At 32.4% G+C, this 25,793-nt stretch carries 37 protein-coding genes; 35 read left to right on the top strand and 2 right to left on the bottom strand.

The window, feature by feature from the left end; genetic code table 11:
* Positions 1-9: 9 nt before the first annotated feature.
* From rpsJ to L1S33_RS00310, 35 genes are all read left to right on the top strand, one after another.
* Positions 10-315 (top strand): 30S ribosomal protein S10, encoded by a 306-nt coding sequence (gene rpsJ, locus L1S33_RS00480; protein ID WP_024740605.1) that lies wholly within the window; start codon positions 10-12, stop codon positions 313-315.
* Positions 316-605: 290 nt separating this feature from the next.
* A complete protein-coding gene (gene rplC, locus L1S33_RS00475) occupies positions 606-1,223 on the top strand; it encodes a 50S ribosomal protein L3 (RefSeq protein ID WP_072554217.1) in 618 nt (205 codons plus the stop codon).
* Positions 1,223-1,855: a 50S ribosomal protein L4 gene (rplD, locus tag L1S33_RS00470; RefSeq protein ID WP_240560757.1), complete on the top strand. Its 633-nt coding sequence runs from the start codon at positions 1,223-1,225 to the stop codon at positions 1,853-1,855. Before rplC ends, rplD begins: the two co-directional genes overlap by 1 nt.
* An 8-nt stretch (positions 1,856-1,863) precedes the next feature.
* Positions 1,864-2,154 carry a 50S ribosomal protein L23 gene (gene rplW / locus L1S33_RS00465; protein WP_072554219.1) on the top strand — a complete coding sequence of 97 codons (291 nt, stop codon included), beginning with the start codon at positions 1,864-1,866 and terminating at the stop codon, positions 2,152-2,154.
* Positions 2,155-2,168: 14 nt separating this feature from the next.
* On the top strand, positions 2,169-2,993 hold the full coding sequence (gene rplB, locus L1S33_RS00460) for a 50S ribosomal protein L2 (RefSeq protein WP_072554220.1): 825 nt from the start codon (positions 2,169-2,171) through the stop codon (positions 2,991-2,993).
* Between the two features lie 3 nt (positions 2,994-2,996).
* Complete coding sequence (gene rpsS, locus L1S33_RS00455) at positions 2,997-3,275, top strand: 30S ribosomal protein S19 (RefSeq protein WP_072554221.1); 279 nt, start codon at positions 2,997-2,999, stop codon at positions 3,273-3,275.
* Between the two features lie 10 nt (positions 3,276-3,285).
* Complete coding sequence (rplV, locus tag L1S33_RS00450) at positions 3,286-3,690, top strand: 50S ribosomal protein L22 (protein WP_072554222.1); 405 nt, start codon at positions 3,286-3,288, stop codon at positions 3,688-3,690.
* An 11-nt stretch (positions 3,691-3,701) separates the two neighbouring features.
* Complete coding sequence (gene rpsC, locus L1S33_RS00445; RefSeq protein ID WP_072554223.1) at positions 3,702-4,421, top strand: 30S ribosomal protein S3; 720 nt, start codon at positions 3,702-3,704, stop codon at positions 4,419-4,421.
* 19 nt (positions 4,422-4,440) lie between these two features.
* Positions 4,441-4,872, top strand: coding sequence for a 50S ribosomal protein L16 (gene rplP / locus L1S33_RS00440; RefSeq protein WP_072554224.1), 432 nt, complete (start codon positions 4,441-4,443; stop codon positions 4,870-4,872).
* 11 nt (positions 4,873-4,883) lie between these two features.
* Positions 4,884-5,075 carry a 50S ribosomal protein L29 gene (rpmC, locus tag L1S33_RS00435; RefSeq protein WP_072554225.1) on the top strand — a complete coding sequence of 64 codons (192 nt, stop codon included), beginning with the start codon at positions 4,884-4,886 and terminating at the stop codon, positions 5,073-5,075.
* Positions 5,076-5,095: 20 nt separating this feature from the next.
* A complete protein-coding gene (gene rpsQ, locus L1S33_RS00430; RefSeq protein WP_072554226.1) occupies positions 5,096-5,353 on the top strand; it encodes a 30S ribosomal protein S17 in 258 nt (85 codons plus the stop codon).
* Position 5,354: 1 nt separating this feature from the next.
* Complete coding sequence (gene rplN, locus L1S33_RS00425; RefSeq protein WP_072554227.1) at positions 5,355-5,723, top strand: 50S ribosomal protein L14; 369 nt, start codon at positions 5,355-5,357, stop codon at positions 5,721-5,723.
* A gap of 11 nt (positions 5,724-5,734) precedes the next feature.
* Positions 5,735-6,037 (top strand): 50S ribosomal protein L24, encoded by a 303-nt coding sequence (gene rplX, locus L1S33_RS00420; RefSeq protein WP_240551492.1) that lies wholly within the window; start codon positions 5,735-5,737, stop codon positions 6,035-6,037.
* A gap of 8 nt (positions 6,038-6,045) precedes the next feature.
* Complete coding sequence (gene rplE, locus L1S33_RS00415) at positions 6,046-6,597, top strand: 50S ribosomal protein L5 (RefSeq protein ID WP_072554229.1); 552 nt, start codon at positions 6,046-6,048, stop codon at positions 6,595-6,597.
* A 3-nt stretch (positions 6,598-6,600) separates the two neighbouring features.
* Positions 6,601-6,870 carry a 30S ribosomal protein S14 gene (gene rpsN, locus L1S33_RS00410; RefSeq protein ID WP_240551493.1) on the top strand — a complete coding sequence of 90 codons (270 nt, stop codon included), beginning with the start codon at positions 6,601-6,603 and terminating at the stop codon, positions 6,868-6,870.
* A 169-nt stretch (positions 6,871-7,039) separates the two neighbouring features.
* Entirely contained in the window at positions 7,040-7,438 is a 399-nt protein-coding gene (gene rpsH / locus L1S33_RS00405; protein WP_240551494.1) for a 30S ribosomal protein S8, read from the top strand.
* Positions 7,439-7,450: 12 nt separating this feature from the next.
* A complete protein-coding gene (gene rplF, locus L1S33_RS00400; protein ID WP_072554232.1) occupies positions 7,451-7,996 on the top strand; it encodes a 50S ribosomal protein L6 in 546 nt (181 codons plus the stop codon).
* An 11-nt stretch (positions 7,997-8,007) separates the two neighbouring features.
* On the top strand, positions 8,008-8,358 hold the full coding sequence (gene rplR / locus L1S33_RS00395; RefSeq protein WP_240560756.1) for a 50S ribosomal protein L18: 351 nt from the start codon (positions 8,008-8,010) through the stop codon (positions 8,356-8,358).
* Positions 8,359-8,366: 8 nt separating this feature from the next.
* Positions 8,367-8,891, top strand: a complete 525-nt coding sequence (rpsE, locus tag L1S33_RS00390) for a 30S ribosomal protein S5 (protein WP_072554234.1) — start codon at positions 8,367-8,369, stop codon at positions 8,889-8,891.
* 11 nt (positions 8,892-8,902) lie between these two features.
* Positions 8,903-9,085, top strand: coding sequence for a 50S ribosomal protein L30 (rpmD, locus tag L1S33_RS00385; RefSeq protein WP_072554235.1), 183 nt, complete (start codon positions 8,903-8,905; stop codon positions 9,083-9,085).
* A 13-nt stretch (positions 9,086-9,098) separates the two neighbouring features.
* Positions 9,099-9,548 carry a 50S ribosomal protein L15 gene (gene rplO, locus L1S33_RS00380; protein WP_240551496.1) on the top strand — a complete coding sequence of 150 codons (450 nt, stop codon included), beginning with the start codon at positions 9,099-9,101 and terminating at the stop codon, positions 9,546-9,548.
* 15 nt (positions 9,549-9,563) lie between these two features.
* Positions 9,564-10,883 carry a preprotein translocase subunit SecY gene (secY, locus tag L1S33_RS00375; RefSeq protein ID WP_072554237.1) on the top strand — a complete coding sequence of 440 codons (1,320 nt, stop codon included), beginning with the start codon at positions 9,564-9,566 and terminating at the stop codon, positions 10,881-10,883.
* Positions 10,884-10,887: 4 nt separating this feature from the next.
* A complete protein-coding gene (gene infA / locus L1S33_RS00370) occupies positions 10,888-11,103 on the top strand; it encodes a translation initiation factor IF-1 (protein WP_072554238.1) in 216 nt (71 codons plus the stop codon).
* A 30-nt stretch (positions 11,104-11,133) separates the two neighbouring features.
* The gene (gene ykgO / locus L1S33_RS00365) at positions 11,134-11,250 is read left to right on the top strand and encodes a type B 50S ribosomal protein L36 (protein ID WP_072554239.1); all 117 of its coding nucleotides are present in this window, start codon (positions 11,134-11,136) and stop codon (positions 11,248-11,250) included.
* Positions 11,250-11,615 carry a 30S ribosomal protein S13 gene (gene rpsM, locus L1S33_RS00360; RefSeq protein WP_072554240.1) on the top strand — a complete coding sequence of 122 codons (366 nt, stop codon included), beginning with the start codon at positions 11,250-11,252 and terminating at the stop codon, positions 11,613-11,615. The genes ykgO and rpsM overlap by 1 nt, the downstream gene beginning before the upstream one ends.
* An 80-nt stretch (positions 11,616-11,695) precedes the next feature.
* Positions 11,696-12,079, top strand: coding sequence for a 30S ribosomal protein S11 (gene rpsK / locus L1S33_RS00355; RefSeq protein WP_072554241.1), 384 nt, complete (start codon positions 11,696-11,698; stop codon positions 12,077-12,079).
* Positions 12,080-12,161: 82 nt separating this feature from the next.
* Positions 12,162-12,767 (top strand): 30S ribosomal protein S4, encoded by a 606-nt coding sequence (gene rpsD, locus L1S33_RS00350; RefSeq protein ID WP_240560755.1) that lies wholly within the window; start codon positions 12,162-12,164, stop codon positions 12,765-12,767.
* Positions 12,768-12,863: 96 nt separating this feature from the next.
* Entirely contained in the window at positions 12,864-13,856 is a 993-nt protein-coding gene (locus L1S33_RS00345) for a DNA-directed RNA polymerase subunit alpha (RefSeq protein ID WP_072554243.1), read from the top strand.
* Between the two features lie 61 nt (positions 13,857-13,917).
* Positions 13,918-14,400 carry a 50S ribosomal protein L17 gene (gene rplQ / locus L1S33_RS00340; RefSeq protein WP_240560753.1) on the top strand — a complete coding sequence of 161 codons (483 nt, stop codon included), beginning with the start codon at positions 13,918-13,920 and terminating at the stop codon, positions 14,398-14,400.
* A gap of 102 nt (positions 14,401-14,502) precedes the next feature.
* Positions 14,503-15,621 (top strand): glutamine-hydrolyzing carbamoyl-phosphate synthase small subunit, encoded by a 1,119-nt coding sequence (gene carA, locus L1S33_RS00335; protein WP_240560752.1) that lies wholly within the window; start codon positions 14,503-14,505, stop codon positions 15,619-15,621.
* Positions 15,622-15,701: 80 nt separating this feature from the next.
* Positions 15,702-16,991, top strand: a complete 1,290-nt coding sequence (eno, locus tag L1S33_RS00330; RefSeq protein WP_240560751.1) for a phosphopyruvate hydratase — start codon at positions 15,702-15,704, stop codon at positions 16,989-16,991.
* 183 nt (positions 16,992-17,174) lie between these two features.
* Positions 17,175-18,461 carry a citrate synthase gene (locus L1S33_RS00325; RefSeq protein WP_240560749.1) on the top strand — a complete coding sequence of 429 codons (1,287 nt, stop codon included), beginning with the start codon at positions 17,175-17,177 and terminating at the stop codon, positions 18,459-18,461.
* A 69-nt stretch (positions 18,462-18,530) separates the two neighbouring features.
* A complete protein-coding gene (locus L1S33_RS00320) occupies positions 18,531-19,445 on the top strand; it encodes a dimethylarginine dimethylaminohydrolase family protein (RefSeq protein WP_240560748.1) in 915 nt (304 codons plus the stop codon).
* 21 nt (positions 19,446-19,466) lie between these two features.
* The gene (gene ctlX, locus L1S33_RS00315; RefSeq protein ID WP_240560746.1) at positions 19,467-20,402 is read left to right on the top strand and encodes a citrulline utilization hydrolase CtlX; all 936 of its coding nucleotides are present in this window, start codon (positions 19,467-19,469) and stop codon (positions 20,400-20,402) included.
* Between the two features lie 151 nt (positions 20,403-20,553).
* Positions 20,554-21,213 (top strand): PrsW family intramembrane metalloprotease, encoded by a 660-nt coding sequence (locus L1S33_RS00310; RefSeq protein ID WP_240560737.1) that lies wholly within the window; start codon positions 20,554-20,556, stop codon positions 21,211-21,213.
* Positions 21,214-21,284: 71 nt separating this feature from the next.
* On the opposite strand, the gene L1S33_RS00305 is transcribed toward L1S33_RS00310, so the two are convergent.
* Positions 21,285-22,604, bottom strand: coding sequence for a TolC family protein (locus L1S33_RS00305; protein ID WP_240560730.1), 1,320 nt, complete (start codon positions 22,602-22,604; stop codon positions 21,285-21,287).
* Complete coding sequence (locus L1S33_RS00300; RefSeq protein WP_240560728.1) at positions 22,591-25,791, bottom strand: efflux RND transporter permease subunit; 3,201 nt, start codon at positions 25,789-25,791, stop codon at positions 22,591-22,593. The genes L1S33_RS00305 and L1S33_RS00300 overlap by 14 nt, the downstream gene beginning before the upstream one ends.
* Positions 25,792-25,793 lie beyond the last annotated feature (2 nt).

Genomic DNA, 25,793 nt, shown 5'->3' with positions numbered 1-25,793 from the left:
TAGATTAAGATGAGTCAAAAAATTAGAATAAAATTAAAGTCTTACGATTACAATTTAGTAGATAAATCTGCTGAAAAAATTGTAAAGACTGTAAAAAGTACTGGTGCTGTTGTAAACGGACCAATACCTTTACCAACAAATAAAAAGATTTTTACTGTATTACGTTCACCACACGTAAACAAAAAATCTAGAGAACAATTTCAATTATCTGCTTACAAGCGTTTGTTAGATATCTATAGTTCTTCTTCGAAGACTATTGATGCGCTAATGAAACTTGAATTACCAAGTGGAGTAGAAGTAGAAATTAAAGTTTAAGTATTATCTAACTTTCGGTTTAATTTTGTTAAACCGAAAGTTTTTTATATTTTTGCACTCCGAATTAGTTCGGGGTAAAGTTTTTATTGAGTTTATAATCAGTAAAAACAACATGTCCAGAGGGTTTCGCGAAGGAAAAACGGTAAAATAATATTCAGAGCATGAAAATTATTTTTACGCTCTTTTTTTTTGAATTAACCTAAAGGAAGAAAATGAAACATACGTTTCAAACAATTAATTATTAATAGACGCGCTGGATAAATAGCATCTAACGTCTAAAATCTAAACAAATGTCTGGATTAATAGGTAGAAAAATTGGGATGACCAGCTTATTTGACGAGAACGGGAAGAATATTCCTTGTACCGTTATAGAAGCAGGTCCTTGTGTTGTTACCCAAGTCAGAACTGAAGAAGTTGATGGGTATAATGCATTACAACTTGGTTTCGATGACAAAAAAGCAAAAAGCTCTAACAAAGCGTTAGATGGCCACTTTAAAAAAGCGGGTACAACTGCAAAAAAGAAAGTCGTTGAATTTCAAGGATTTGATCAAGAGTACAAATTAGGAGATTCAATTTCAGTAGATCATTTTACAGAAGGAGAATTCGTAGATGTATCTGGAGTTTCAAAAGGTAAAGGTTTTCAAGGAGTTGTTAAGCGTCACGGTTTTGCCGGTGTCGGTCAAGCTACTCACGGTCAACATAACCGTTTAAGAGCGCCAGGATCAATTGGTGCCGCATCTTATCCTGCAAGAGTATTCAAAGGAATGCGCATGGCAGGTCGTATGGGTGGAGACACAATTAAAGTTCAAAACTTAAAAGTATTAAAAGTAGTTGCTGAAAAGAACTTACTTGTTGTAAAAGGAGCAATTCCTGGACACAAAAATGCTTTTGTAACTATTCAGAAATAATGAAGGTAGCAGTTTTAGATATTACAGGAAAAGATACTGGAAGGAAAGTTGAACTTTCTAAAGAGGTATTCGGAATAGAGCCAAATGATCATGCTATATACTTAGATGTAAAGCAATATTTAGCTAACCAGCGTCAAGGTACTCACAAAGCAAAAGAGAGAGCTGAGATAGCAGGAAGTACAAGAAAAATTAAAAAACAAAAAGGAACTGGTACTGCAAGAGCAGGTTCTATCAAGTCTGGAGTTTTTAGAGGTGGAGGACGTATGTTCGGACCAAGACCACGTAATTATTCTTTCAAATTGAATAAAAACTTAAAGCGTTTAGCACGTAAGTCAGCTTTAAGTATTCAAGCAAAAGATAGCAACTTAGTAGTAATTGAAGATTTCAATTTTGAAACTCCAAAAACTAAAGAGTTTGTTAATGTATTAAAAGCATTAGAGTTAGATTCTAAGAAATCTTTATTTGTTTTAGGTAATGAAGGAAATGCAAATGTGTATTTATCATCACGTAACTTAAAAGGCTCTAAAGTTGTGAACGCAACAGGAATTAACACTTACAATGTATTACATGCAAGTAAAGTAGTAATTGCTGAAAGTTCTTTAGAAGGAATTGAATCTAATTTAAGTAAATAGGGAACAAGATGAGTATTTTAATTAAACCTATTATTACAGAAAAAGCTACAAGTGACAGCGAGTTATTTAACCGTTTTACTTTTGTAGTAGATAAGAGAGCTAATAAGTTACAAATTAAAGGAGCTGTTGAAGCTGCTTATGGAGTAACTATCAATTCAGTAAAAACCATGAATTATCCTATCGAAAGAAAAACCAAATTTACCAAAAAAGGTATGGTTACAGGATTAACTGGTGGATACAAGAAAGCAATTGTACAAGTAGCTGAAGGAGAAAGCATTGATTTTTATAACAATCTTTAAGAAAAAAGACACAAATGTCAGTTAGAAAATTAAAACCAGTAACACCAGGTCAGCGTTTTAGAGTAGTAAATGGGTTCGACGCCATAACTACTGATAAGCCGGAAAAGTCATTATTGGCACCGAATAAAAGATCTGGAGGTCGAAACAGTCAAGGACGTATGACAACACGTAATATAGGTGGTGGTCATAAGCAAAAATACCGTATTATCGATTTTAAGAAAGATAAGCAAGGTATTCCTGCAACAGTTAAAACTATTGAGTATGATCCAAATCGTACTGCATTTATTGCATTAGTTTTTTATGCTGATGGAGAAAAACGTTATGTAATTGCACAAAACGGATTAAAAGTAGGTCAAACTATCGTTTCAGGTAGAGAAGCAACTCCAGAAATTGGAAATGCTTTATACTTAAGTGATATTCCTTTAGGAACTACAATTTCTTGTATAGAGTTACGTCCAGGTCAAGGAGCTGTTATGGCTCGTTCAGCAGGTTCGTTTGCTCAACTAATGGCAAGAGATGGTAAGTATGCAACAGTTAAGTTACCTTCAGGTGAAACAAGATTAATCTTGTTAACTTGTATGGCTACTATCGGAGTTGTATCTAACTCAGATCATCAATTACTTGTATCTGGTAAAGCAGGTAGAAGCAGATGGTTAGGTAGAAGACCAAGAACTAACCCAGTACGTATGAATCCAGTTGATCACCCAATGGGAGGTGGTGAAGGACGTGCTTCTGGAGGGCATCCAAGATCTCGTAACGGTATACCTGCTAAAGGTTATAAGACTAGATCTAAGACCAAAGCGAGTAATAAGTATATTATAGAACGTAGAAAAAAATAAACCATGGCAAGATCATTAAAAAAAGGACCTTACGTTCACTATAAATTAGATAGAAAAGTGCAAGCTAGTATTGAAGCTGGAAGCAAATCTGTGATTAAAACTTGGTCAAGAGCAAGTATGATTACTCCAGATTTCGTAGGGCAAACAATAGCAGTGCACAATGGACGTCAATTTGTTCCTGTATATGTTACAGAGAACATGGTAGGTCATAAACTAGGAGAATTTTCACCAACACGTTCATTCCGTGGACATGCAGGTGCGAAAAATAAAGGAAAAAAATAAGTAGGAAATTATGGGAAGTCGTAAACATAACATGGCAACACAGTTAAAAGAAGCTAGAAAGACTAGAGCTTTCGCTAAAATAACTAATTGTCCTACATCACCAAGAAAAATGCGTTTGGTAGCAGATCAGGTAAGAGGTGTAGAAGTTGAAAAAGCTTTACAAATCTTAAAGTTTAGTCCAAAAGAAGCATCACGTAATTTAGAGAAATTGTTAATGTCTGCAATTGCAAACTGGCAAGCTAAAAATGAAGATGCAAGCATCGAAGATGCAGGATTATTCGTAAAATCGATTTGTGTAGATAGCGCAGGTATGTTAAAAAGATTAAGACCAGCTCCACAAGGGCGTGCACACAGAATTCGTAAGCGTTCTAATCACGTTACTTTAGAGTTAGGTACTAAAACTAAAAGCAATTAATCAAAGTAGATATGGGACAAAAAACAAATCCAATAGGAAATCGTTTAGGAATTATCAGAGGATGGGAATCTAACTGGTATGGTGGAAATGACTACGGAGATAAATTAGCTGAGGATAATAAAATAAGAAAGTACGTTCGTGCTAGATTATTTAAGGCAAGTGTTTCTCGTGTAATTATTGAGCGTACGCTTAAACTTGTAACCGTTACTATCACTACTGCAAGACCTGGTATTATTATTGGGAAAGGTGGTCAAGAGGTAGACAAGTTAAAAGAAGAGCTTAAAAAAATTACAAGTAAAGAAGTTCAAATTAATATTTTTGAAATTAAACGTCCAGAAGTAGATGCAAATTTAGTTGCAGCTAGTATTGCTCGTCAAATTGAAAATAGAATTTCTTACAAGCGTGCAACTAAAATGGCTATTCAAGCAGCCATGAGAATGAATGCAGAAGGAATTAAAGTTCAACTTTCTGGTCGTTTAAACGGAGCTGAAATGGCACGTTCTGAACACTATAAAGAAGGAAGAATTCCATTATCTACTTTTAGAGCAGATATTGATTATGCACTTGTAGAAGCTCATACACAATACGGAAGATTAGGTATTAAAGTATGGATTATGAAAGGTGAGGTTTACGGAAAACGTGAATTATCTCCATTAGTAGGTTTATCTAAACAAAAAGGTGGTCCTAAAGGTGGTGGTAACTCTAAACGTCAACCACGCAGAAGAAAATAATTTTTAAAAGAAATTAAAAATGTTACAGCCAAAAAGAGTAAAATACCGTAAGGTACAAAAGGCGAAAGGGAATATGAATGGTAACTCTGGTAGAGGAACTCAACTTTCTAACGGAATGTTTGGGATTAAATCTTTAGATCAGAACCTTCTTACTTCTCGTCAAATAGAGGCAGCTCGTATTGCGGCAACTCGTCACATGAAAAGAGAAGGTCAGCTTTGGATTAAAATATTTCCAGACAAGCCTATTACCAAAAAACCTTTAGAGGTTCGTATGGGTAAAGGTAAAGGAGCACCAGACCATTTTGTGTCAGTAATTAAACCAGGTAGAGTTTTGTTTGAAATTGGTGGAGTGCCAATTGATGTTGCAAAAGAAGCCTTACGTTTAGCTGCACAAAAACTTCCTGTAAGAACGAAGTTTGTTATCGCAAGAGATTTTGATATTAACGCTTAATTCTAATAGATATGAAACAATCAGAAATTAAAGAATTATCTGCAGCTGACTTACAAGAAAAGCTTGGAGCGTTGAAGAAAAATTATTCGGATCTTAAGATGGCTCACGCCATTACTCCATTAGAAAACCCTTTGGAGTTAAGAAGCTTAAGAAAATCGGTTGCAAGAATTGCAACAGAATTAACCAAAAGAGAATTACAATAATTCTATAGTCAATTTTAAAGATGGAAAAAAGAAATCTTAGAAAAGAGAGAATAGGTGTTGTTTCTAGTAGCAAAATGGAGAAATCTATTGTTGTTGCAGAAGTAAAGAGAGTAAAGCACCCAATGTACGGTAAATTCGTATTAAAGACGAAAAAGTATGTTGCACACGACGAACAGAATGATTGCAACGAAGGAGATACAGTTAGGATAATGGAAACACGTCCTATGAGTAAATCTAAACGTTGGAGATTAGTAGAAATCCTAGAAAGAGCTAAATAATATGTTACAGACAGAATCAAGATTAAAAGTCGCAGATAACACTGGAGCAAAAGAAGTTTTAGTGATAAGAGTTTTAGGAGGAACAAGAAAGCGTTATGCTAGAGTAGGAGATAAAATTGTAGTTACTGTAAAGTCCGCAACTCCTAACGGATCTGTTAAAAAAGGTCAAGTATCTAGAGCGGTAGTTGTTCGTACTAAAAAGGAAGTAAGACGTAAAGACGGATCATACATCAGATTTGATGATAATGCTTGTGTACTTTTAAATCCAACTGAGGAGATGAGAGGAACACGTGTATTTGGACCTGTTGGACGTGAATTACGTGAGAAACAATTTATGAAGATAGTATCATTAGCACCTGAAGTGCTTTAATATCAAATAAGATGCAAAAGTTCAAAATAAAAACAGGAGATACTGTAAAAGTAATTACAGGTACTAGTAAAAATACTGAAGGTAAAGTATTACAAATTCTTAAAGATAAGAATAGAGTAATAGTAGAAGGTGCTAACATGGTGTCTAAACACACTAAGCCAAGTGCTACAAGTCCTCAAGGTGGTATCGTAAAGAAAGAAGCTTCTATTCATATTTCTAATGTTATGTTAGTAGAAGATGGTGTTGCTGTAAGAGTAGGTTATAAAGTTGATGGAGATACTAAAACTAGAATCTCTAAAAAAACTAAAAAATAATAATAATCATGAGTTACGTACCAAGATTAAAAGCAGAATATAAAGAAAGAGTAATAAGTGCTCTTACTGAAGAATTCAGTTATAAGAATGTAATGCAAGTGCCTAAATTACAAAAGATAGTTGTAAGTAAAGGTGTTGGTGCTGCAATAGCTGATAAGAAATTAATAGACTACGCTTTAGAAGAGTTAGCAACTATTACAGGTCAAAAAGCAGTTTCAACTTTATCTAAGAAAGATGTTGCAAACTTCAAATTACGTAAAGGAATGCCAATTGGTGCAAAAGTTACGTTAAGAGGAGAGAAAATGTACGAATTTTTAGATAGATTAGTTACAGCTTCTTTACCACGTGTAAGAGATTTTAACGGAATTAAAGCGAATGGTTTTGATGGTAGAGGTAATTACACATTAGGTGTTACTGAACAAATCATCTACCCAGAAATTAACATAGACCAAGTTAAGAAGATTAACGGTATGGATATTACATTTGTAACATCTGCAGCTACTGATAAGGAAGCTAAATCGTTATTAACTGAATTAGGTTTACCATTTAAAAAGAACTAGAAGATGGCTAAAGAATCAATGAAAGCACGTGAGCGTAAAAGAGCAGCAACAGTTGCAAAATATGCTGAAAAACGTAAAGCTTTAAAAGAAGCTGGAGACTATGAAGGTTTACAGAAGTTACCAAAGAATGCTTCACCAGTAAGAATGCACAATCGTTGTAAATTAACTGGACGTCCAAAAGGATATATGCGTCAGTTTGGAGTTTCACGTGTTACATTTCGTGAAATGGCTAACCAAGGGTTAATTCCTGGTGTTAGAAAAGCAAGTTGGTAAGCAACTAAAAATAAATCTCAATATAAAAAATAGAATGTGTATATTTGCACGCTCTATTTTTTTGAGTATAACAAATTTTAACAGATTTAAGGTTTAATTATCACAGAAGACACACTTTCTGTAAGTAGTATAGAGGTAATTAAAAACCAAAATCGCAAATCAATTTAATATGTATACAGATCCAATCGCGGATTTTCTAACTCGAGTAAGAAATGCAATTAGTGCAGGACACCGAGTAGTAGAAATTCCTGCTTCAAATTTGAAGAAGGAAATGACTAAGATTTTGTTTGATCAAGGTTACATTTTAAGTTATCAGTTCAATGACGATAAAGTTCAAGGAACAATTAAGATAGCTTTAAAGTATGACCGTGACACAAAAGAGTCAGTAATCAGAAAGATTCAAAGAATCTCAACTCCAGGTTTACGTAAGTACGTAGGCTCAAAAGAAATGCCAAGAGTCTTAAATGGTCTAGGTATTGCTATTGTTTCAACTTCTAAAGGTGTTATGACTAACAAGAAAGCCCGTTTAGAGAATGTTGGAGGAGAAGTTTTATGTTACGTTTATTAATCACTTTGTACAATGAGTAGAATAGGAAAAAATCCAATCGCATTACCACAAGGTGTTGAAGTTAAAGTAAACGATAACGTGGTTACAGTAAAAGGTAAATTAGGAGAATTAACACAAGTTATCTCTGAAGGAATTACCGTAAAGATAGAAGATGCACAAATCGTTCTAGATAGAGCATCAGAAAGTAAAACTCATAAAGCCCAACACGGTTTAATGAGAGCTTTGATAAATAACATGGTTGAAGGAACTACAAAAGGTTTTTCTAAGGAATTAGAATTAGTTGGTGTAGGTTATAGAGCTTCAAACCAAGGTCAAAAACTAGATTTAGCATTAGGTTACTCTCACAATATTGTTTTAGAAATAGCTCCAGAAGTTAAAGTTGAAACAGTATCTGAAAAAGGTAAGAACCCATTAGTTAAATTAACTTCTTATGATAAGCAATTAGTAGGTCAAGTTGCCGCTAAGATCCGTGGCTTCCGTAGCCCAGAGCCTTACAAAGGAAAAGGAGTTAAGTTTGTAGGAGAAGTATTAAGAAGAAAAGCAGGTAAATCTGCATAATTTATAGAGTTATGGCATTATCAAAGCTTGAAAGAAGACAACGTATTAAGCATAGAATTAGAAAAATTGTTACTGGTACAGCTACAAAACCAAGATTAACGGTTTTTAGAAGTAACAAAGAAATCTATGCTCAAATAATAAATGATGTTGACGGTGTTACATTAGTAGCTGCATCATCAAGAGATAAAGAAATTACAGCAAGTTCTAAAGCAGAAACAGCAGTAGCAGTTGGTAAAGCAATTGCAGAGAAAGCATCTAAAGCAGGTGTTGAAACTGTTGCTTTTGATAGAAACGGATATTTATATCACGGTAGAGTTAAAGTTTTAGCAGATGCTGCTAGAGAAGCTGGTTTAAAATTTTAAGAAGTTATATTATGCAAGGATATAAAAACGTAGAAAGAGTAAAACCAAGCGGATTAGAGCTTGTAGATAAATTAGTAGGCGTACAACGTGTAACTAAAGTAACTAAAGGTGGTAGAGCTTTTGGTTTTTCAGCAATTGTTGTTGTTGGAGATGGTAACGGAGTTGTAGGTCATGGTTTAGGAAAATCTAAAGATGTTGCTTCAGCAATTGCAAAAGCAATTGAAGATGCAAAGAAAAATTTAGTTAGAATTCCTATTTTAGATGGTACTTTACCACACGAACAAAAAGGGAAATTTGGTGGAGCAAGAGTATTTGTTAAGCCTGCTTCTCATGGTACAGGAGTTATTGCCGGTGGTGCAGTACGTGCGGTATTAGACGCTGTAGGTATACATGATGTATTATCAAAATCTCAAGGATCATCTAATCCTCATAATGTTGTAAAAGCAACTTTTAATGCTTTATTACAATTACGTAGCGCAGCAACTATTGCTAAGCAAAGAGGAGTTTCTTTAGAGAAAGTTTTTAACGGATAAAATTTAAGACGATGAGTAAAATTAAAGTTACACAAGTAAAAAGTAAAATCGGTCGCCTTAAAAACCAAAAGAGAACATTAGAGGCATTAGGTTTACGAAGAATGAACCAAACAGTAGAACATGAGGCAACTCCTTCTATTATTGGTATGGTAAATACAGTTAAACACTTAATTTCTGTAGAAGAAGTTAAATAAGACAATAAAAATCATGAGTTTACACAACTTAAAACCAGCAGAAGGATCTGTTAAGAAAGTTAAGAGAATTGCACGTGGTGAAGGTTCTGGTAAAGGTGGTACCGCTACTAGAGGTCACAACGGACAAAAATCTCGTTCTGGATATTCTCGTAAGATTGGTTTCGAAGGTGGGCAAATGCCGTTACAAAGACGTGTGCCTAAATTCGGTTTCACAAACATCAATCGTAAAGAATATGTAGGAATCAACTTAGATAAATTACAATCTTTAGTTGACGCTAAAAAAATCGAGGACACAGTTAATTTAGAAGTATTAATAGAAAACCGTTTAGTTCGTAAGAACGACTTAGTTAAAATATTAGGTGGTGGAGAATTAAAAGCTAAATTAAATATTACTGTTCATAAATATACTGCTACCGCTAAAGCTGCTATTGAAGCTGCTGGAGGTGAGGCAGTAAGTTTATAATACTAAATGTAAATGATGAATTTTATAAATACTTTAAGAGACATATTTAAGATTGAAGAATTGAAAAACAAAATTCTTCTTACAATCGGTTTAATTGCTGTTTATCGTTTTATGGCAGCTGTACCATTACCTGGTATAGATCCATTACAACTTTCAGCATTAAAAGAGGGTACATCTTCTGGTCTTTTAGGAATTTTAAATGCATTTACAGGAGGAGCTTTTGCAAGAGCATCTGTAATGGCTTTGGGTATTATGCCATATATCTCGGCATCTATTGTAGTACAATTAATGGGAATAGCAATTCCTTATTTACAAAAACTACAAAAAGATGGTGAAAGTGGTCGTAAGAAAATTACACAAATAACACGTTGGTTAACAATTTTAATTACATTGTTTCAAGCGCCAACATACATCACAGCAATTAAAACGCAATTTGGTTTACCAGAATCTGCATTTTTAGTTGGTGGTGCTACTTTTTGGGTTTCATCAATAATCTTATTAAGTGCAGGTACTATATTTGCTATGTGGTTAGGTGAGCGTATTACCGATAAAGGAGTTGGTAACGGTATTTCGTTATTAATTACTGTAGGTATTATCGCTAACTTTCCAGCGGCATTTTTACAAGAGTTTGTTTCTAAAACAACAAACGCAGGTGCAGGTGGAGTAATGATGATTTTAATTGAAATCATTATTTGGTTTGTAGTAATTCTCTTAACCGTGTTACTGGTAACAGCAGTTCGTAAGATTGCAGTACAATATGCCCGAAGAACAGTTGCAGGAAGTATTTCTAATGTAGCAGGATCAAGAGATTATATCCCATTAAAGTTAAACGCAGCAGGTGTAATGCCAATCATTTTTGCACAAGCAATTATGTTTTTGCCAATTGCATTAGCGCAACGTTTTCCAGCTTTAGCTAGTTTACAAGACATTAACGGATTGTGGTATAACGTAATCTTCGCATTATTAATTATAATCTTTAGTTATTTCTATACTGCCATTACGGTTCGTACAGATGAAATGGCTCAAGGTTTAAAAAGAAGCGGAGGTTTTATTCCAGGTATTAGACCAGGAAAGGATACAGCAGATAGATTAGATTCAGTATTATCAAGAATTACCTTACCAGGTTCAATTTTCTTGGCTGCCTTATCTATTTTACCAGCAGTAGCATATCAATTTGGAGTACAACAAAATTGGGCGCTATTTTATGGAGGAACATCGTTAATTATTATGGTAGGAGTAGCAATTGATACTCTACAACAAATTAACGCTTACTTGCTAAATAGCCATTATGATGGTTTAATGAAGACAGGTAATACTAATAGAAAATCATTATAAAAGGATGGCTAAGCAACCAGCAATTCAACAAGACGGAAGCATAACAGAGGCATTGTCTAATGCTATGTTTCGTGTAGAGTTAGAAAACGGACATATTGTAACAGCACACATTTCTGGTAAAATGCGTATGCATTATATAAAACTTTTACCTGGAGACAAAGTAAAGTTAGAAATGAGTCCTTATGATTTAACAAAGGCAAGAATAACCTATAGATATTAATTCTTTAATATTTATATAAAGTTTAAAACGATGAAAGTAAGAGCATCTATTAAGAAAAGAAGTGCCGACTGCAAAATAGTTCGCAGAAAAGGTAGATTATACGTAATTAATAAACAAAATCCTAGATTTAAACAAAGACAAGGGTAATGGCAAGAATAGCAGGTATTGATATTCCTAAGAATAAAAGAGGTGTTATTTCATTAACGTACATCTTTGGAATAGGAAAAAGTAGAGCACAAGAAATTTTAGCTAACGCAAAAATTGACGAAAGTGTAAAGGTTCAAGATTGGTCAGATGATCAAATCGCGGCAATCCGTGAACAAGTAGGTACATTCACTATTGAAGGTGAATTACGTTCTGAAGTTCAGATAAGCATTAAACGTTTAATGGATATCGGATGTCAAAGAGGAATTCGTCACAGAATGAGTCTCCCTTTAAGAGGTCAGAGAACTAAAAACAACTCTCGTACAAGAAAAGGTAAGCGTAAAACTGTAGCTAACAAGAAAAAATAAAGTTAGATAAAGTAATAAAGATCTAATAGAAGTTATTAAACTTTTAAGTTAGAAAACTAAATTACTAAAACTTAAAAATTATGGCAAAATCAAGTTCAAAAAAACGTAAGGTTATAATAGAATCTGTTGGAGAAGCGCACGTAACTGCATCTTTTAACAATATTATTATTTCTTTAACAAACAAAAAAGGAGATGTAATCTCTTGGTCATCTGCAGGAAAAATGGGCTTTAGAGGTTCTAAAAAGAACACTCCTTATGCAGCTCAATTAGCAGCAGAAGACTGTGCGGCACCAGCTAAAGAAGCAGGTTTACGTAAAGTAAAAGTGTATGTTAAAGGACCTGGAAACGGTAGAGAATCTGCGATCAGATCTATCCACAATGCAGGTATCGAAGTAACAGAAATTATTGATGTTACTCCAATGCCTCACAACGGATGTCGTCCACCAAAGAGAAGAAGAGTATAATAATTAATTATTTTAATAGATAGGAATTAGATTATCGAAGGATTAAGCCTTAATTCATAATCCCTATCAAAAACAAAAAGAAATGGCAAGATATACAGGACCAAAAACTAAAATTGCTCGTAAATTTGGCGAAGCAATCTTCGGAGATGATAAAAACTTCGAAAAAAGAAATTACCCACCAGGACAGCATGGAAATGCTAGAAGAAGAGGTAAAAAATCTGAATATGCAACTCAGTTAATGGAGAAGCAAAAAGCTAAATATGCTTATGGTATATTAGAGCGTCAATTCAGTAATTTATTTAAGAAAGCACAAGCTGCTGGAGGTATTACAGGTGAAGTTTTATTACAACTTTGTGAATCTCGTTTAGATAATGTTGTATACCGTTTAGGTGTTTCAAAATCTAGAAGTGGAGCTCGTCAATTAGTTTCTCACCGTCACATTACTGTAAACGGAGAGATTGTAAATATCCCTTCTTATTCTGTGCAAGCAGGAGATGTAATCGCTGTAAGAGAAAAATCTAAATCATTAGTAGCAATTGAAGATGCTTTAGCGTCTAACAGTGCTGTTTATGAATGGTTAACTTGGAACAACGATCAAAAATCTGGAACTTTTGTAAAAGCTCCAGAAAGATTACAAATCCCAGAAACGTTCAAAGAACAATTAATCGTAGAATTATATTCTAAGTAATAAATTAATAATATTGAAATTCAGCCAAAGGGTTTATTCGTAATTCTTCACACTTATAAACCGCGCAACTGAATAACAATTAAAAAGAAGAAAAAAATGGCAATTTTAAATTTTCAAAAGCCCGATAAAGTTATTATGATCGAATCTACAGATTTTTCTGGTAGATTTGAATTCAGACCTCTAGAACCTGGTTTTGGTTTAACTGTAGGTAATGCTTTACGTAGAGTTTTATTATCATCTTTAGAAGGTTTTGCAATTACATCATTAAGAGTTGATGGTGTTGAGCACGAATTTTCAACAATTAAAGGTGTTGTAGAAGACGTAACAGAAATTATCTTAAACTTAAAACAAGTTCGTTTTAAGAAACAAATAGAAGAGTCTGATAGAGAAACTGTATCAATTTCAGTATCAGGTCAAGATCAGCTTACAGCTGGTGATTTACAAAAATTTACTTCAGGATTTCAAGTTTTAAATCCAGATTTAGTTATTTGTAATATGGATAAATCGGTAAAGTTTAACGCCGAAATCACTATCGAAAAAGGTAGAGGATTTGTTCCAGCAGAAGAAAATAAAAAGGCAAATGCTCCTTTAGGTACTATTTTTACTGATTCTATTTACACTCCTATAAAGAATGTAAAATATGCAGTAGAAAACTTTAGAGTAGAACAAAAAACAGATTACGAAAAATTAGTTTTCGATATTGACACAGACGGTTCTATTAACCCTAAAGATGCATTAACAGAAGCAGCTAAAATTTTAATCCACCACTTTATGTTATTCTCTGATGAGCGTATCACTTTAGAGGCAGATGAAATTGCACAAACTGAAACATATGATGAGGAATCATTACATATGCGTCAGTTGCTTAAAACTCGTTTAATCGATATGGATTTATCTGTACGTGCATTAAACTGTTTAAAAGCTGCAGAAGTAGATACTCTAGGAGACTTAGTATCATTTAACAAAAGCGATTTAATGAAGTTTAGAAACTTTGGTAAAAAATCATTAACTGAATTAGAAGAGTTAGTGATAAATAAAAGCCTAAGTTTTGGAATGGACTTAAGTAAATACAAATTAGATAAAGATTAACCTTTCATATTTTGCTCCTTATAATAAGTAGTAGCAAGATGAAAGCAAACACACAAAGGTCATGAGACACGGAAAGAAATTTAATCATTTAGGAAGGCAAACAGCGCATAGAAAAGCAATGTTAGCAAATATGGCATGTTCTTTAATAGAGCACAAGCGTATTAACACAACAGTAGCAAAAGCTAAAGCTATACGTCAGTATATAGAGCCTTTAATTACTAAGTCTAAATCAGATACAACACACAATCGTAGAACAGTATTTAGTTACTTACGCGATAAACATGCTGTAACAGAATTATTCAAAGAAATATCTGTTAAAGTTGCTGATCGTCCAGGAGGATATATTCGTATTATCAAATTAGGAAACCGTCAAGGAGATAACGCTCCAATGGCAATGGTAGAATTAGTTGATTACAACGAATTATACAACCCTAAAGGAAACAAAGCTAAGAAAACTACTCGTCGTAGCCGTCGTGGAGGAAACAAAGCTGAAGCAGCAGTTGAATCAGTTGATACAAAGACTGAAGAGAAAACTGAAGAATAAAAATGAAATTTTTATAATTCACATATACAAAAGGATAAACTATTTAGTTTATCCTTTTTTTTATATTATTTTTGCAACAAACACAACAACACAACACACCCAATGAAATATCAATCACGTAAAAAAGCACTAGTTTTATTAGCAGATGGAACCATTTTTTATGGAAAATCTGTAGGAATAGAAGGAACATCTACTGGAGAAATCTGTTTTAATACAGGTATGACTGGTTACCAAGAAATATTTACTGATCCATCTTATTTTGGACAGTTAATGGTAACAACCAACGCACATATTGGTAACTACGGAATTAATAATAACGAAGTAGAATCTGATGGAATTAAAATTTCAGGATTAATTTGCCGTAACTTTAGTTTTACTCACTCTCGTGTAGATTCTGATGGAAATTTATTAGACTGGTTTACAAAACATAATTTAGTAGCTATATCAGATGTAGATACTCGTGCACTTGTATCATACATTAGAGATAATGGTGCAATGAATGCTATTATTTCTACTGAAGTTGATAACATTGATGAATTAAAAAAACAATTAGCAGGAACTCCAAATATGGAAGGTTTAGAACTAGCTTCTAAAGTTTCTACAAATGAACCTTATTTTGTTGGTGATGAAAAATCTGAAATTAAAATAGCAGCTTTAGATATTGGAATTAAAAAGAATATTTTAAGAAACTTAGTAAAAAGAGGAGCATATGTTAAGGTGTATCCTTATAATTCAAGTTTCGAAGAATTAAGCTCATTTAATCCAGATGGTTATTTTATTTCAAATGGTCCTGGAGATCCAGAACCTTTAACCGATGCGATTAAAACTGCAAAAGAAATTATAAAGAGTGATTCTCCTTTATTTGGAATTTGTTTAGGACATCAAGTCATTGCGTTAGCAAACGGAATTTCAACCTACAAAATGCATAATGGACATAGAGGAATCAATCACCCAGTAAAAAACCTATTAACAGGTAAGGGAGAAATAACTTCTCAAAATCATGGTTTTGCTATAAATAGAGAAGAAACTGAGGCACATTCCGATGTAGAAATTACACATGTACATTTAAATGATAATACAGTTGCAGGTATTAAAATGAATTCTAAAAATGTATTTTCTGTACAATATCACCCAGAAGCAAGCCCAGGACCACACGATTCGGAATATTTATTTGATCAATTTATAGAGAATATAAAAAAGGCAAAACAGGTACAAGCGTAAACGTTTTCGTAGAAATTACATTTAAAAAATAGAATAAAACCAAGCTTTTATTAAATTGCAAGTAAAAAATAACAACTATTATGAGTATTATAATTAACATTCACGCACGTCAAATCTTTGATTCAAGAGGTAACCCAACTATAGAAGTAGATGTAACTACAGATAATGGAGTTTTAGGTAGAGCTGCAGTTCCTTCTGGAGCTTCTACAGGAGAACACGAAGCTGTAGAATTACGTGATGGCGGAAAAGATTATATGGGTAAAGGAGTTTTAAATGCTGTTAAGAATGTAAATACATTAATAGCTGAAAACTTATTAGGTGTTTCTGTTTTTGAACAAAACGCAATTGATCAAGCAATGATTGATTTAGACGCTACTCCAAACAAGGCTAAATTAGGAGCAAATGCAATTTTAGGTGTTTCTTTAGCAGTTGCTAAAGCTGCAGCTAATGAATTAGGAATGCCATTATATAGATATGTTGGAGGTGTTTCAGCCAATACATTGCCAGTTCCAATGATGAATATCATTAATGGGGGGTCTCATTCAGATGCTCCAATTGCATTCCAAGAGTTTATGGTAATGCCAGTAAAAGCAAAGAATTTTACGCACGCTATGCAAATGGGATCTGAGATTTTTCATAACTTAAAGAAAGTTTTACACGATAGAAATTTATCGACAGCAGTTGGTGATGAAGGAGGTTTTGCTCCAAATTTAGAAGGTGGAACAGAGGACGCTCTTGATACTATTAAAAAAGCAGTTGATAATGCAGGTTACAAATTAGGAGATGATGTTATGATTGCCTTAGATTGTGCTGCTGCAGAATTTTTTGTAGATGGAAAATACGACTACACTAAGTTTGAAGGAAGTACAGGAAAAATAAGAACAAGTAAAGAACAAGCAGATTATTTAGCCGAACTTTCAGAAAATTATCCAATTATTTCTATTGAAGATGGTATGGATGAAAACGATTGGGAAGGTTGGAAATATTTAACTGAAAAGATTGGAGATAAAGTACAATTAGTTGGAGACGATTTATTTGTAACAAATGTAGAACGTTTATCTAAAGGGATTAACACTAATACAGCAAACTCAATTTTAATAAAAGTTAACCAAATAGGTACTTTAACTGAAACTATTGCTGCTGTAAACATGGCGCATAATGCAGGTTATACTTCAGTAATGAGTCACAGATCTGGTGAAACTGAAGATAATACAATTGCAGATTTAGCAGTTGCATTAAATTGTGGTCAAATAAAAACTGGTTCTGCTTCTCGTTCAGATAGAATGGCAAAGTACAATCAATTACTTCGAATAGAAGAACAATTAGCAGATGTAGCTTATTTTCCACAAGAAAAAGCTTTTAAATTATAAATTAAATTAAATAAATTTATAAACCTCACATTCTATCTATAGAAAAGTGAGGTTTTTTTTATGAATTTAATGAATAGAAAGAAACAATTTCAAGATACTAAAAATCTATGTTAGGATATTTTTAAAATCCTTTAAATTTGGTATCTTCGTGGCTCACTTCAATATTAAAAATAAGTTTAGAAAATGTCAGATATAGCAAAATTACAAATAGGCGATAATCAATATGAATTTCCTTTAATTACAGGAACAGAAAATGAAGTAGCAATTGATATAAAAACGCTTAGAGGCGCAACTGGTGGTATTACCACAATAGATCCAGGTTATAAAAACACGGGTTCTTGCCAAAGTGCTATTACTTTTTTAAATGGAGAAGAAGGTATTTTACGTTATAGAGGTTATTCTATAGAAGAATTAGCTGAAAAAGCAGACTTTTTAGAAGTTGCTTATGCTTTAATTTTTGGAGAATTACCAACTAAAGAACAATTAGATAAATTTCATTCAGATATAAAAGATAAGTCTATTGTAGATGATGATATTAAAAAAATCATTGATGCTTTTCCTAAAAATGCGCATCCAATGGGCGTTTTATCTTCATTAACTTCTGCTTTAACAGCTTTTAATCCTAGCTCTGTCAATGTAGATTCAGAAGAGGATATGTATAATTCTGTAGTTAAAATATTAGGAAAATTCCCTGTATTAGTAGCTTGGACTATGCGTAAAAAACAAGGCTTACCATTAAACTATGGATCAAAATCTTTAGGATACGTAGAAAATGTTTTAAAAATGATGTTTGAACAACCTAATGAAGAGTATGTTCAAAATGAAGTTTTAGTAAATGCTTTAGATAAATTATTAATCTTACATGCAGATCACGAGCAAAATTGTTCTACTTCTACAGTAAGAATTGTAGGTTCTTCTCACGCAGGTTTATTTGCTTCTCTTTCTGCAGGAATATCTGCACTTTGGGGACCACTTCATGGTGGAGCTAACCAAGCAGTTTTAGAAATGCTAGAAGCAATTAAAGAAGATGGCGGTGATACTAAGAAGTACATGGCAAAAGCAAAAGATAAAAATGATCCTTTCCGTTTAATGGGCTTTGGACATAGAGTATATAAAAACTTTGATCCTCGTGCAAAGATTATTAAAGTTGCAGCTGATGAAGTTTTAAAAGAATTAGGAGTTAATGATCCTATTCTTGATATTGCTAAAGGTTTAGAACAAGAAGCATTAAATGATGAGTACTTTGTAAAACGTAAATTATATCCAAATGTAGATTTTTATTCAGGTATAATTTATAGAGCTATGGGAATTCCTGTAGAAATGTTTACAGTAATGTTTGCTTTAGGTCGTTTACCAGGTTGGATTGCACAATGGAGAGAAATGCGTTTAGGTAAAGAGCCTATTGGACGTCCACGTCAAGTATATACAGGAGAAAACTATAGAGCATTTAAAGATATCTCTAATAGATAAAATAATAGTAAAGAATTTTTATAAAAAAAAGCTTCATGTTTAACATGAAGTTTTTTTTTATATTTGCCCATGCTAAAATTAAACGTAAAAAACGAAATTTCTAGATTAAGAGCTGTAGTTCTTGGAACTGCTAAAAGCAACGGCCCAACACCTAGTTTGGAAGAAGCTTATGATCCTAAATCGTTAGAACATATAAAAGCAGGAACATATCCTTTAGAAGAAGATATGGTAAAAGAAATGGAAGCTGTTGCTGCCGTTTTTAAGAAATACAACATAAAAGTTTATAGACCTGAATTAATAGAAAATTGTAACCAAATTTTTGCAAGAGACATCGCATTTGTTATTGATGATGTTTTTATAAAGGCAAATATTTTACCAAACAGAGAAGTAGAGTTAGAGGCACTGCAATATGTTATAGATCAAATTAATCCTGCCAAAGTTATTCGCCCTCCAGAAGAAGTACATATTGAAGGAGGAGACGTTATGCTTTGGAATGATTATATTTTTATAGGAACTTATAGAGGAGAAGACTATGCAGATTATATTGTTGCAAGAACTAACACACAAGGAGTTGAGTTTATAGAGAAAACTTTTCCACACAAAAAAGTAAAATCATTTAACTTAAGAAAATCTCAAACGAACCCTAGAGATAATGCCTTGCATTTAGATTGTTGTTTTCAACCAGTAGGAAAAAATAAAGCAATATTACATAAAGAAGGTTTCTTAGAGAAAGAAGAATATGAATGGTTATTAAACTACTTCGGAAAAGACAATTGTTTTATCATTTCTAAAGAAGAAATGTATAATATGAATAGTAATATTTTCTCTATTTCTGAAGATGTAGTAATCTCAGAAAAGAACTTTACAAGATTAAACACTTGGTTACGCAAAAACGGTATTACTGTAGAAGAAGTACCATATTCAGAAATCTCTAAACAAGAAGGTTTGTTACGTTGTAGTACAATGCCTTTAATTAGAGATTAATTTTTTATCAAACAATAGAAAATGCAACAAACTACCAATACTATTTTAATGGTTCGTCCAGCAAGCTTTAGGATGAACGAGCAAACAGCAGTAAACAATTACTATCAACAGTCTTTAAAAAACATGTTGCCAGCTGCTATTAATGCCAATGCACAGCAAGAGTTTGATGCTTTTGTAGATAAATTACAACAAAACGGAATAAAAGTTATTGTAATTGAAGATACTAAAGAACCAGATACTCCAGATGCACTTTTTCCGAATAACTGGATTTCTTTTCACGAAAACGGAGACGTAGCAATCTACCCAATGTTTGCTGAAAATAGGAGGTTAGAAAGAAGGGAAGATGTTTTAGAACTAATAGAAAAAGAAGGTTTTAAAATAGAAAACTGTGTAGATTATACTGAAGCCGAAGAGGAACAAATTTTTCTTGAAGGTACTGGAAGTATGATTTTAGATAGACAAAATAGAAAAGCATATTGTGCAATTTCTCCACGAGCAGAGGAAGAATTATTTATAGAATTTTGTGAAGATTTTGAATATACTCCAATCATTTTTACAGCAAATCAAACCGTGCAAGAAAGCAGGGAAGCAATTTATCATACTAATGTTATGATGTGTATTGCAGAAACTTTTGCGGTAATTTGTTTAAGTGCTATTGACGATAAAAAAGAACGAAAAAATGTTGTAAAAAACTTAAAATCAGACGGTAAAGAAGTTATAGATATTACTGAAAAACAAGTGCAACAATTTGCCGGAAATATGTTGCAGGTTATTGGAAACGACAATCAAAAGTTTTTAATAATGAGCACCTCTGCTTATAAATCATTAACAGCAAGTCAATTACAAAAGATAGAAAAGCATTCTAATATTATTCATTCAGATTTAACAACTATAGAAACCTGTGGAGGCGGAAGCGCACGCTGCATGATGGCAGAAGTTTTTCTGCCAAAAGCATAATTTTTAGAAGCTATTTCTCGCTTTCGCTACTCGCTTTTTTCGTGCCTCAAAAGAGCTCAAACATGCCGCTCAATCAAGGCTAAGCTTATTAATTAAGGCTATTGTTTTATAAAAAAGCTAGTCCGTTTATTAAAAAACGTATATTCACAAAATGAACTTACTACTTTTAGCAGTTGCGCCAGTAATGGTCATTATTTTATATATCTATTTTAAAGATAAATTTGAAAAAGAACCCATAAAGTTTTTATTTAAAAACTTTATGTTAGGAGCAACAGCAAGCGTTTTAATTACAGCAATTTTAAGCGGAATATTAATTAATTTAATACCCTTAACAGACTCTAAAAGCATTATTCAGCAATTTGTACAAGCATTTGTTGTAGTTGCTTTGGTAGAAGAGTTTGCCAAGTTTATAATTGTAAAATATTATGCACAAAACAATAAAGAGTTCAATGAGCCTTTTGATGGTATTGTATATGCAGTAATGGTTTCTATGGGTTTTGCAGCTTTAGAAAATGTACTATATACTTTTCAACATGGAGCAGCAACAGGAGTTTTAAGAGCCTTTACAGCAGTTCCTGCACATGGTACTTTTGCAATTTTAATGGGTTATTTTATGGGGAAAGCTAAGTTTTCTACTAATAAAACAAAATTGAACTTTATCGGTTTATTAATTGCAACCTTATTTCATGGAGCTTATGATTTCTTTCTATTTATAGACTTCGTTCCTGGAATTGCAACAGGAGCATTTATATCTCTTGCTATTGGAATTTTCTTATCCAACAAAGCAATTAAAAAGCATTCTAGTAAATAACATATTCTCTAGTTTATAGAAACAAAAAAAGCAGCTATTTAGCTGCTTTTTTTAATATAAGTTATTACTTCTTAAAACGCCAAATTTAATATTTGACCACTTAATTGAAGTAATTGTAGTTCAATTAATTTTGCATCAAATTTTGCATTGTTTAAAGCAGTTTTAGAATTAATTAAATTTATTTGTGCTTGTCTAAATTCAATAGAAGTTACTTGCCCTAATTTATAACGCTCTTGCGTTCTTTCAAAGTTGTTTTGAGTTGTTAATACATTTTTCTCCTGAGCTTGTAAAATAAACAACTGATTTTGGTAATTCTCCCAAGTGTTTTTTAATGTGTTTCCTATTGTTATTTTTTGCTGTTCTAAAAGTATTTCTTGGTTTTCTAAGGCAATTTTAGCATTTGCAACACGTGTTTTTGTACTTCCGCCATCAAATAAATTCCAAGACAAACTTAAACCAGCATTTAAGCCGTTAGACGTAGAAGCAGCTAAAAAAGAAGTTGCAGGATTTTCACTTTTATTCCAACCATAGGATGTATTTAAACCTAAAGTAGGTAAGTAGCTAGTCTTATTTATTTTAATGTTGAATTCACTAATTGCAATGTTCTTTTCATTTTGTTTTAAAGTAGCATTATTAGCAATTGTTTTTTGATGTAAATCATCAAAATTCAACATTTTATTAAAAGCTACTTCAGTTTCTATATCATAATTAACCTCTTTTTCTACACCTAAAATTACATTTAAACCACGCTTTGCATTGCTTAATTGTTGCTTAGCGTTTATTAATGTAATACTATCATTATTAATATCTACTTCAGCATTTAACAATTCTAACTTTGTATATTGACCGTATTCATATTGATAGGTTGCACGTTTTAAACGTTGTTTAGAAATTGCTAAAGCTTCACTTAAATTAGTGGTGTTTTCAGCCAATCTTGCTATTTGAAAATACGTAGTAAATAATTGTAAATACGTGTTTTCAATTGTTTCCTTTGCTTGTAATTCTGTTAAATTATAAGTTTCCTTTAATTGCTGATAATTGTACTTTCTTCCCAAACCATCAAAAATTGTATAATTTAGGTTTAAAGATGCGTTATAACTTTTGGTAACTGCGCCGTTAATTGTTGTAGAAGTTCCGTCTTGTCTATTAATAGTCTGACTTTCATTTCTATAATTTGCACCTGAAGAAATAGAAGCTGTTGGTAAAAATCCAGTATTGTAAATACTTGTATTGTTTTTAGCAACTTCTAAATTATTGTTTGCAATTTTAACACCAAAGTTGTTTTCTAAGGTTATTGCTAGTGCTTCTTTTTTTGTTAAAATTTCTTGAGAAATTCCTTGTAAAGCCGTTAAAAAAGCGACTATTAGTATTGTGTTTTTAATGACCTTCATTTTCATCAAATTTAGATTCTATAATTGCTCTTTCTACTTCTTCTTTTGTAATATCGTCTCCAGTTTTTAACCACTTAATTCCTACTTTAATTGAGTTAGAAACTGATAATAATAATGGCAACATAACCAATGTTAATATAGTCGCAATTGCAATTCCGTAAGAAATTGAAATAGCCATCGGAATTAAAAATTGTGCTTGTCTACTTTTCTCTAATAACAATGGTGCTAAACCAGCAACTGTTGTTAATGAGGTTAAAAATATGGCTCTAAAACGAGATTGACCTGCTGCAATAAGTGCATCATCATATTTCATACCTTCTTTTAGAAAGTTATTAAATTTTCCTATTAAGACTAAGCCGTCATTTACCATAATTCCTATTAAGGCTATTATACCTAAGAATGATAAAATTCCTATTGGAAAATTATGGAAATAATGTCCCCAAATAACACCAATCATACTAAAAGGAATCATAATAATTAGCAAAATTGGTTGGCTATATGAACGGAATGTAAATGCAATTACAATATAAATTAGCAATAATATAATTGGCCCAACTACAACTACAGAATCTGTAGTTTTATTAGCTTCTCTATTTTGCCCTTCATACAAAGGTGATACTGTATGATATTTAGCCGTAATTTGTGGCATAACTCTCGTTTTAATATCATCTAAAATTTCAGTAGCACTTGCTTCTAAATCTTTTAAATCTGCTGTAATTTGTATTTCTCTTTTTCCTTTTAGGTGATTAATAGCAATGTCTCCTCTTTGGATATTATAATTTGCAATTTCAGAAAAAGGAACTCTTGCTCCACTTGGAGTTACAATACGCATATCATCTAAATCATTTATAGAAGACCTGTCTTTTTTATCGTAGCGAACCCAAACTTTAATTTCATCTTGTCCTCGCTGAAAACGTTGAGCTTGTAATCCGAAGAAACCATAACGTACTTGCGCCATTATAGATTGTAGATTTAAACCTAATAAATAAGCGTTGTCTTTTAAAGTGATTTGTATTTCTTTAATTCCCGCAGGATCGTTATCTGAAATGTCTTTTAAAAGTGAATTATTTTCTAATTCTTGTTTTAATTCTTCTTTAGCAGCTTTAAGCTCATTAATATTGTTTCCTAAAAGAGAAACGGCAACTGGGCTACCACCAAAATTACCTCCAGAACCAAAAGTTAAACTTTCTACACCATATACTTTACCAACTAAATCACTAATTGAGTTTGTAATTTCTGGAGATGAAAAATCTCTTGCTTCTCCTGGTAATAAGTTTACTGTTAATGTTGCATTTGCGCTTCCTGGTCCAACACGTTTTATAACATTTTCTACAACTTCTAAATCTCCAGATTGTTTTTCTGAATATTCTTTATTTACTAACCAAACTTTTTCTTCGATAGATGAAATAATAGAATCTGTAATTTGTTCGTTGGTACCTTGCGGCATTGTTAAAGAAATTTGAACTCTGTCACTTGCAATTCTTGGAAAAAATGATTGTTTAATGATACCAGCTTGCATAGATAACATACTAATTACTATTAAAGCAACTGGTATTGCAAAAGCAAATATTTTATTTTGTAAACAGAATTTTAAAAATGGTAAATAATAAGTATCTCTGAATTTTGATAATATTGTATCTGCAGCTTTGTTTACTTTGTTGAAAAAAGTATCAATTACATTTGTCTTTTTATCTTCTCCGTTTTCTAACCTTTTCCTGTCTAAAGCTTTGGAATGTGCAATATGTGCAGGTAAAATAATTAGTGCTTCAATTAAAGAAACAGATAGTGTTAGCAATACAATTGTAGAAACTTCCCCAAAAAAACTTCCTATTCTACCATCAACAAAAAAGAAGGTAGAAAATGCAATGATTGTGGTTAAAATTGCAGAAACAATTGGCGGAATTACTTCCATAGTACCATCTATTGCAGCTTGAATTTTAGATTTTCCTAAATCGTAATAATGATGATAAATATTTTCTCCAATTACAATTCCATCATCCACCAAAATACCAATAACGATAATCATTCCGAAGAGCGATAAAACATTAATTGTAACATCAAATTGTGCTGCAAAAATAAACATTCCGAAGAAAGCTATAGGCAAACCAAAAGCCACCCAAATTGCCAAACGTAAGTTTAAAAATAATGCTAAAAAGAATAGCACTAATAAAATACCAACAACACCATTTTCTATCAATAACTTTGTTCTTCCGTTTAAAGTTGTAGAGGAGTCACTAGAAACATTTAACTGTACATTTTGATTCTCTTGATTAAATTGATGAATGTATTCTTTAATTTTTTCTGCTGAAGAAACTAAATCTTCATTATTAGTATTACTAACCGTTACATTAATTGCTAAATTGCCGTTATAATATAATCTATCTGGAGTTTCTGACCAAGTATCTTTAACTTCTGCAACATCTTTTAAACGAATTATATTTCCGTTAGTTTCTGTTCTAACGATTAAGTTTTGAAGCTCAATTCCGTAATAAGAACGGTTACTTGCTCTAATTAAATAGTCTTCTTCAATAGTTTTAATATTTCCACCCGTTATAAGAATGTTAGAATTTTTTACCGCGTTCGAAACTTCGGAAAAAGTTAAATTATAAGATCTTAATTCATTTTCTCTTACTGCAATTTCTATTTCTTCATCAGGGAAACCAGACAATGCAACTTGAGAAATTCCGTCAATACTTCTAATATCGTTTTCTACATTTCTTGCATATTGTTTAATAGATTTTAGGGAAATATTTTCTCCACTAACCGTAAAACTAATGGTTGGACGTATACTTTCTACCTTAGCAATTACAGCAGGTTCCATTCCTGAAGGAAATGACGGAACTCTATCTACGGCATTTTTTACATCGGATAAAACAACATCGATATTTTTTCCTTTCTCAACTTCAATATTAACAGTTGCAGAATTTTCTCTAGAAACAGACGTAACTCTTTCTACACCTACAATTCCTTTTAAATTATCTTCAATTTTAAGAACAACACCTTCTTCCATTTCTGCTGGTGAAGCTCCTGGATATGCTAAAGAAATATTTATTAATTCGGAATCTACTAACGGAAAGAAAGAAGATTTCATGCTAAGAGCACCAACGGCTCCAAAAATAATAAATGCAATAATCATTACATTTACAGCTACTGGATACTTAATAAAATAAGTAATGATTTTTTTCATAG

The organism is Tenacibaculum aquimarinum (genome assembly GCF_022478115.1).
Classification (GTDB): Bacteria; Bacteroidota; Bacteroidia; order Flavobacteriales; family Flavobacteriaceae; genus Polaribacter; species Polaribacter aquimarinum_A.
This window is presented reverse-complemented; position numbering and strand designations above follow the sequence as displayed.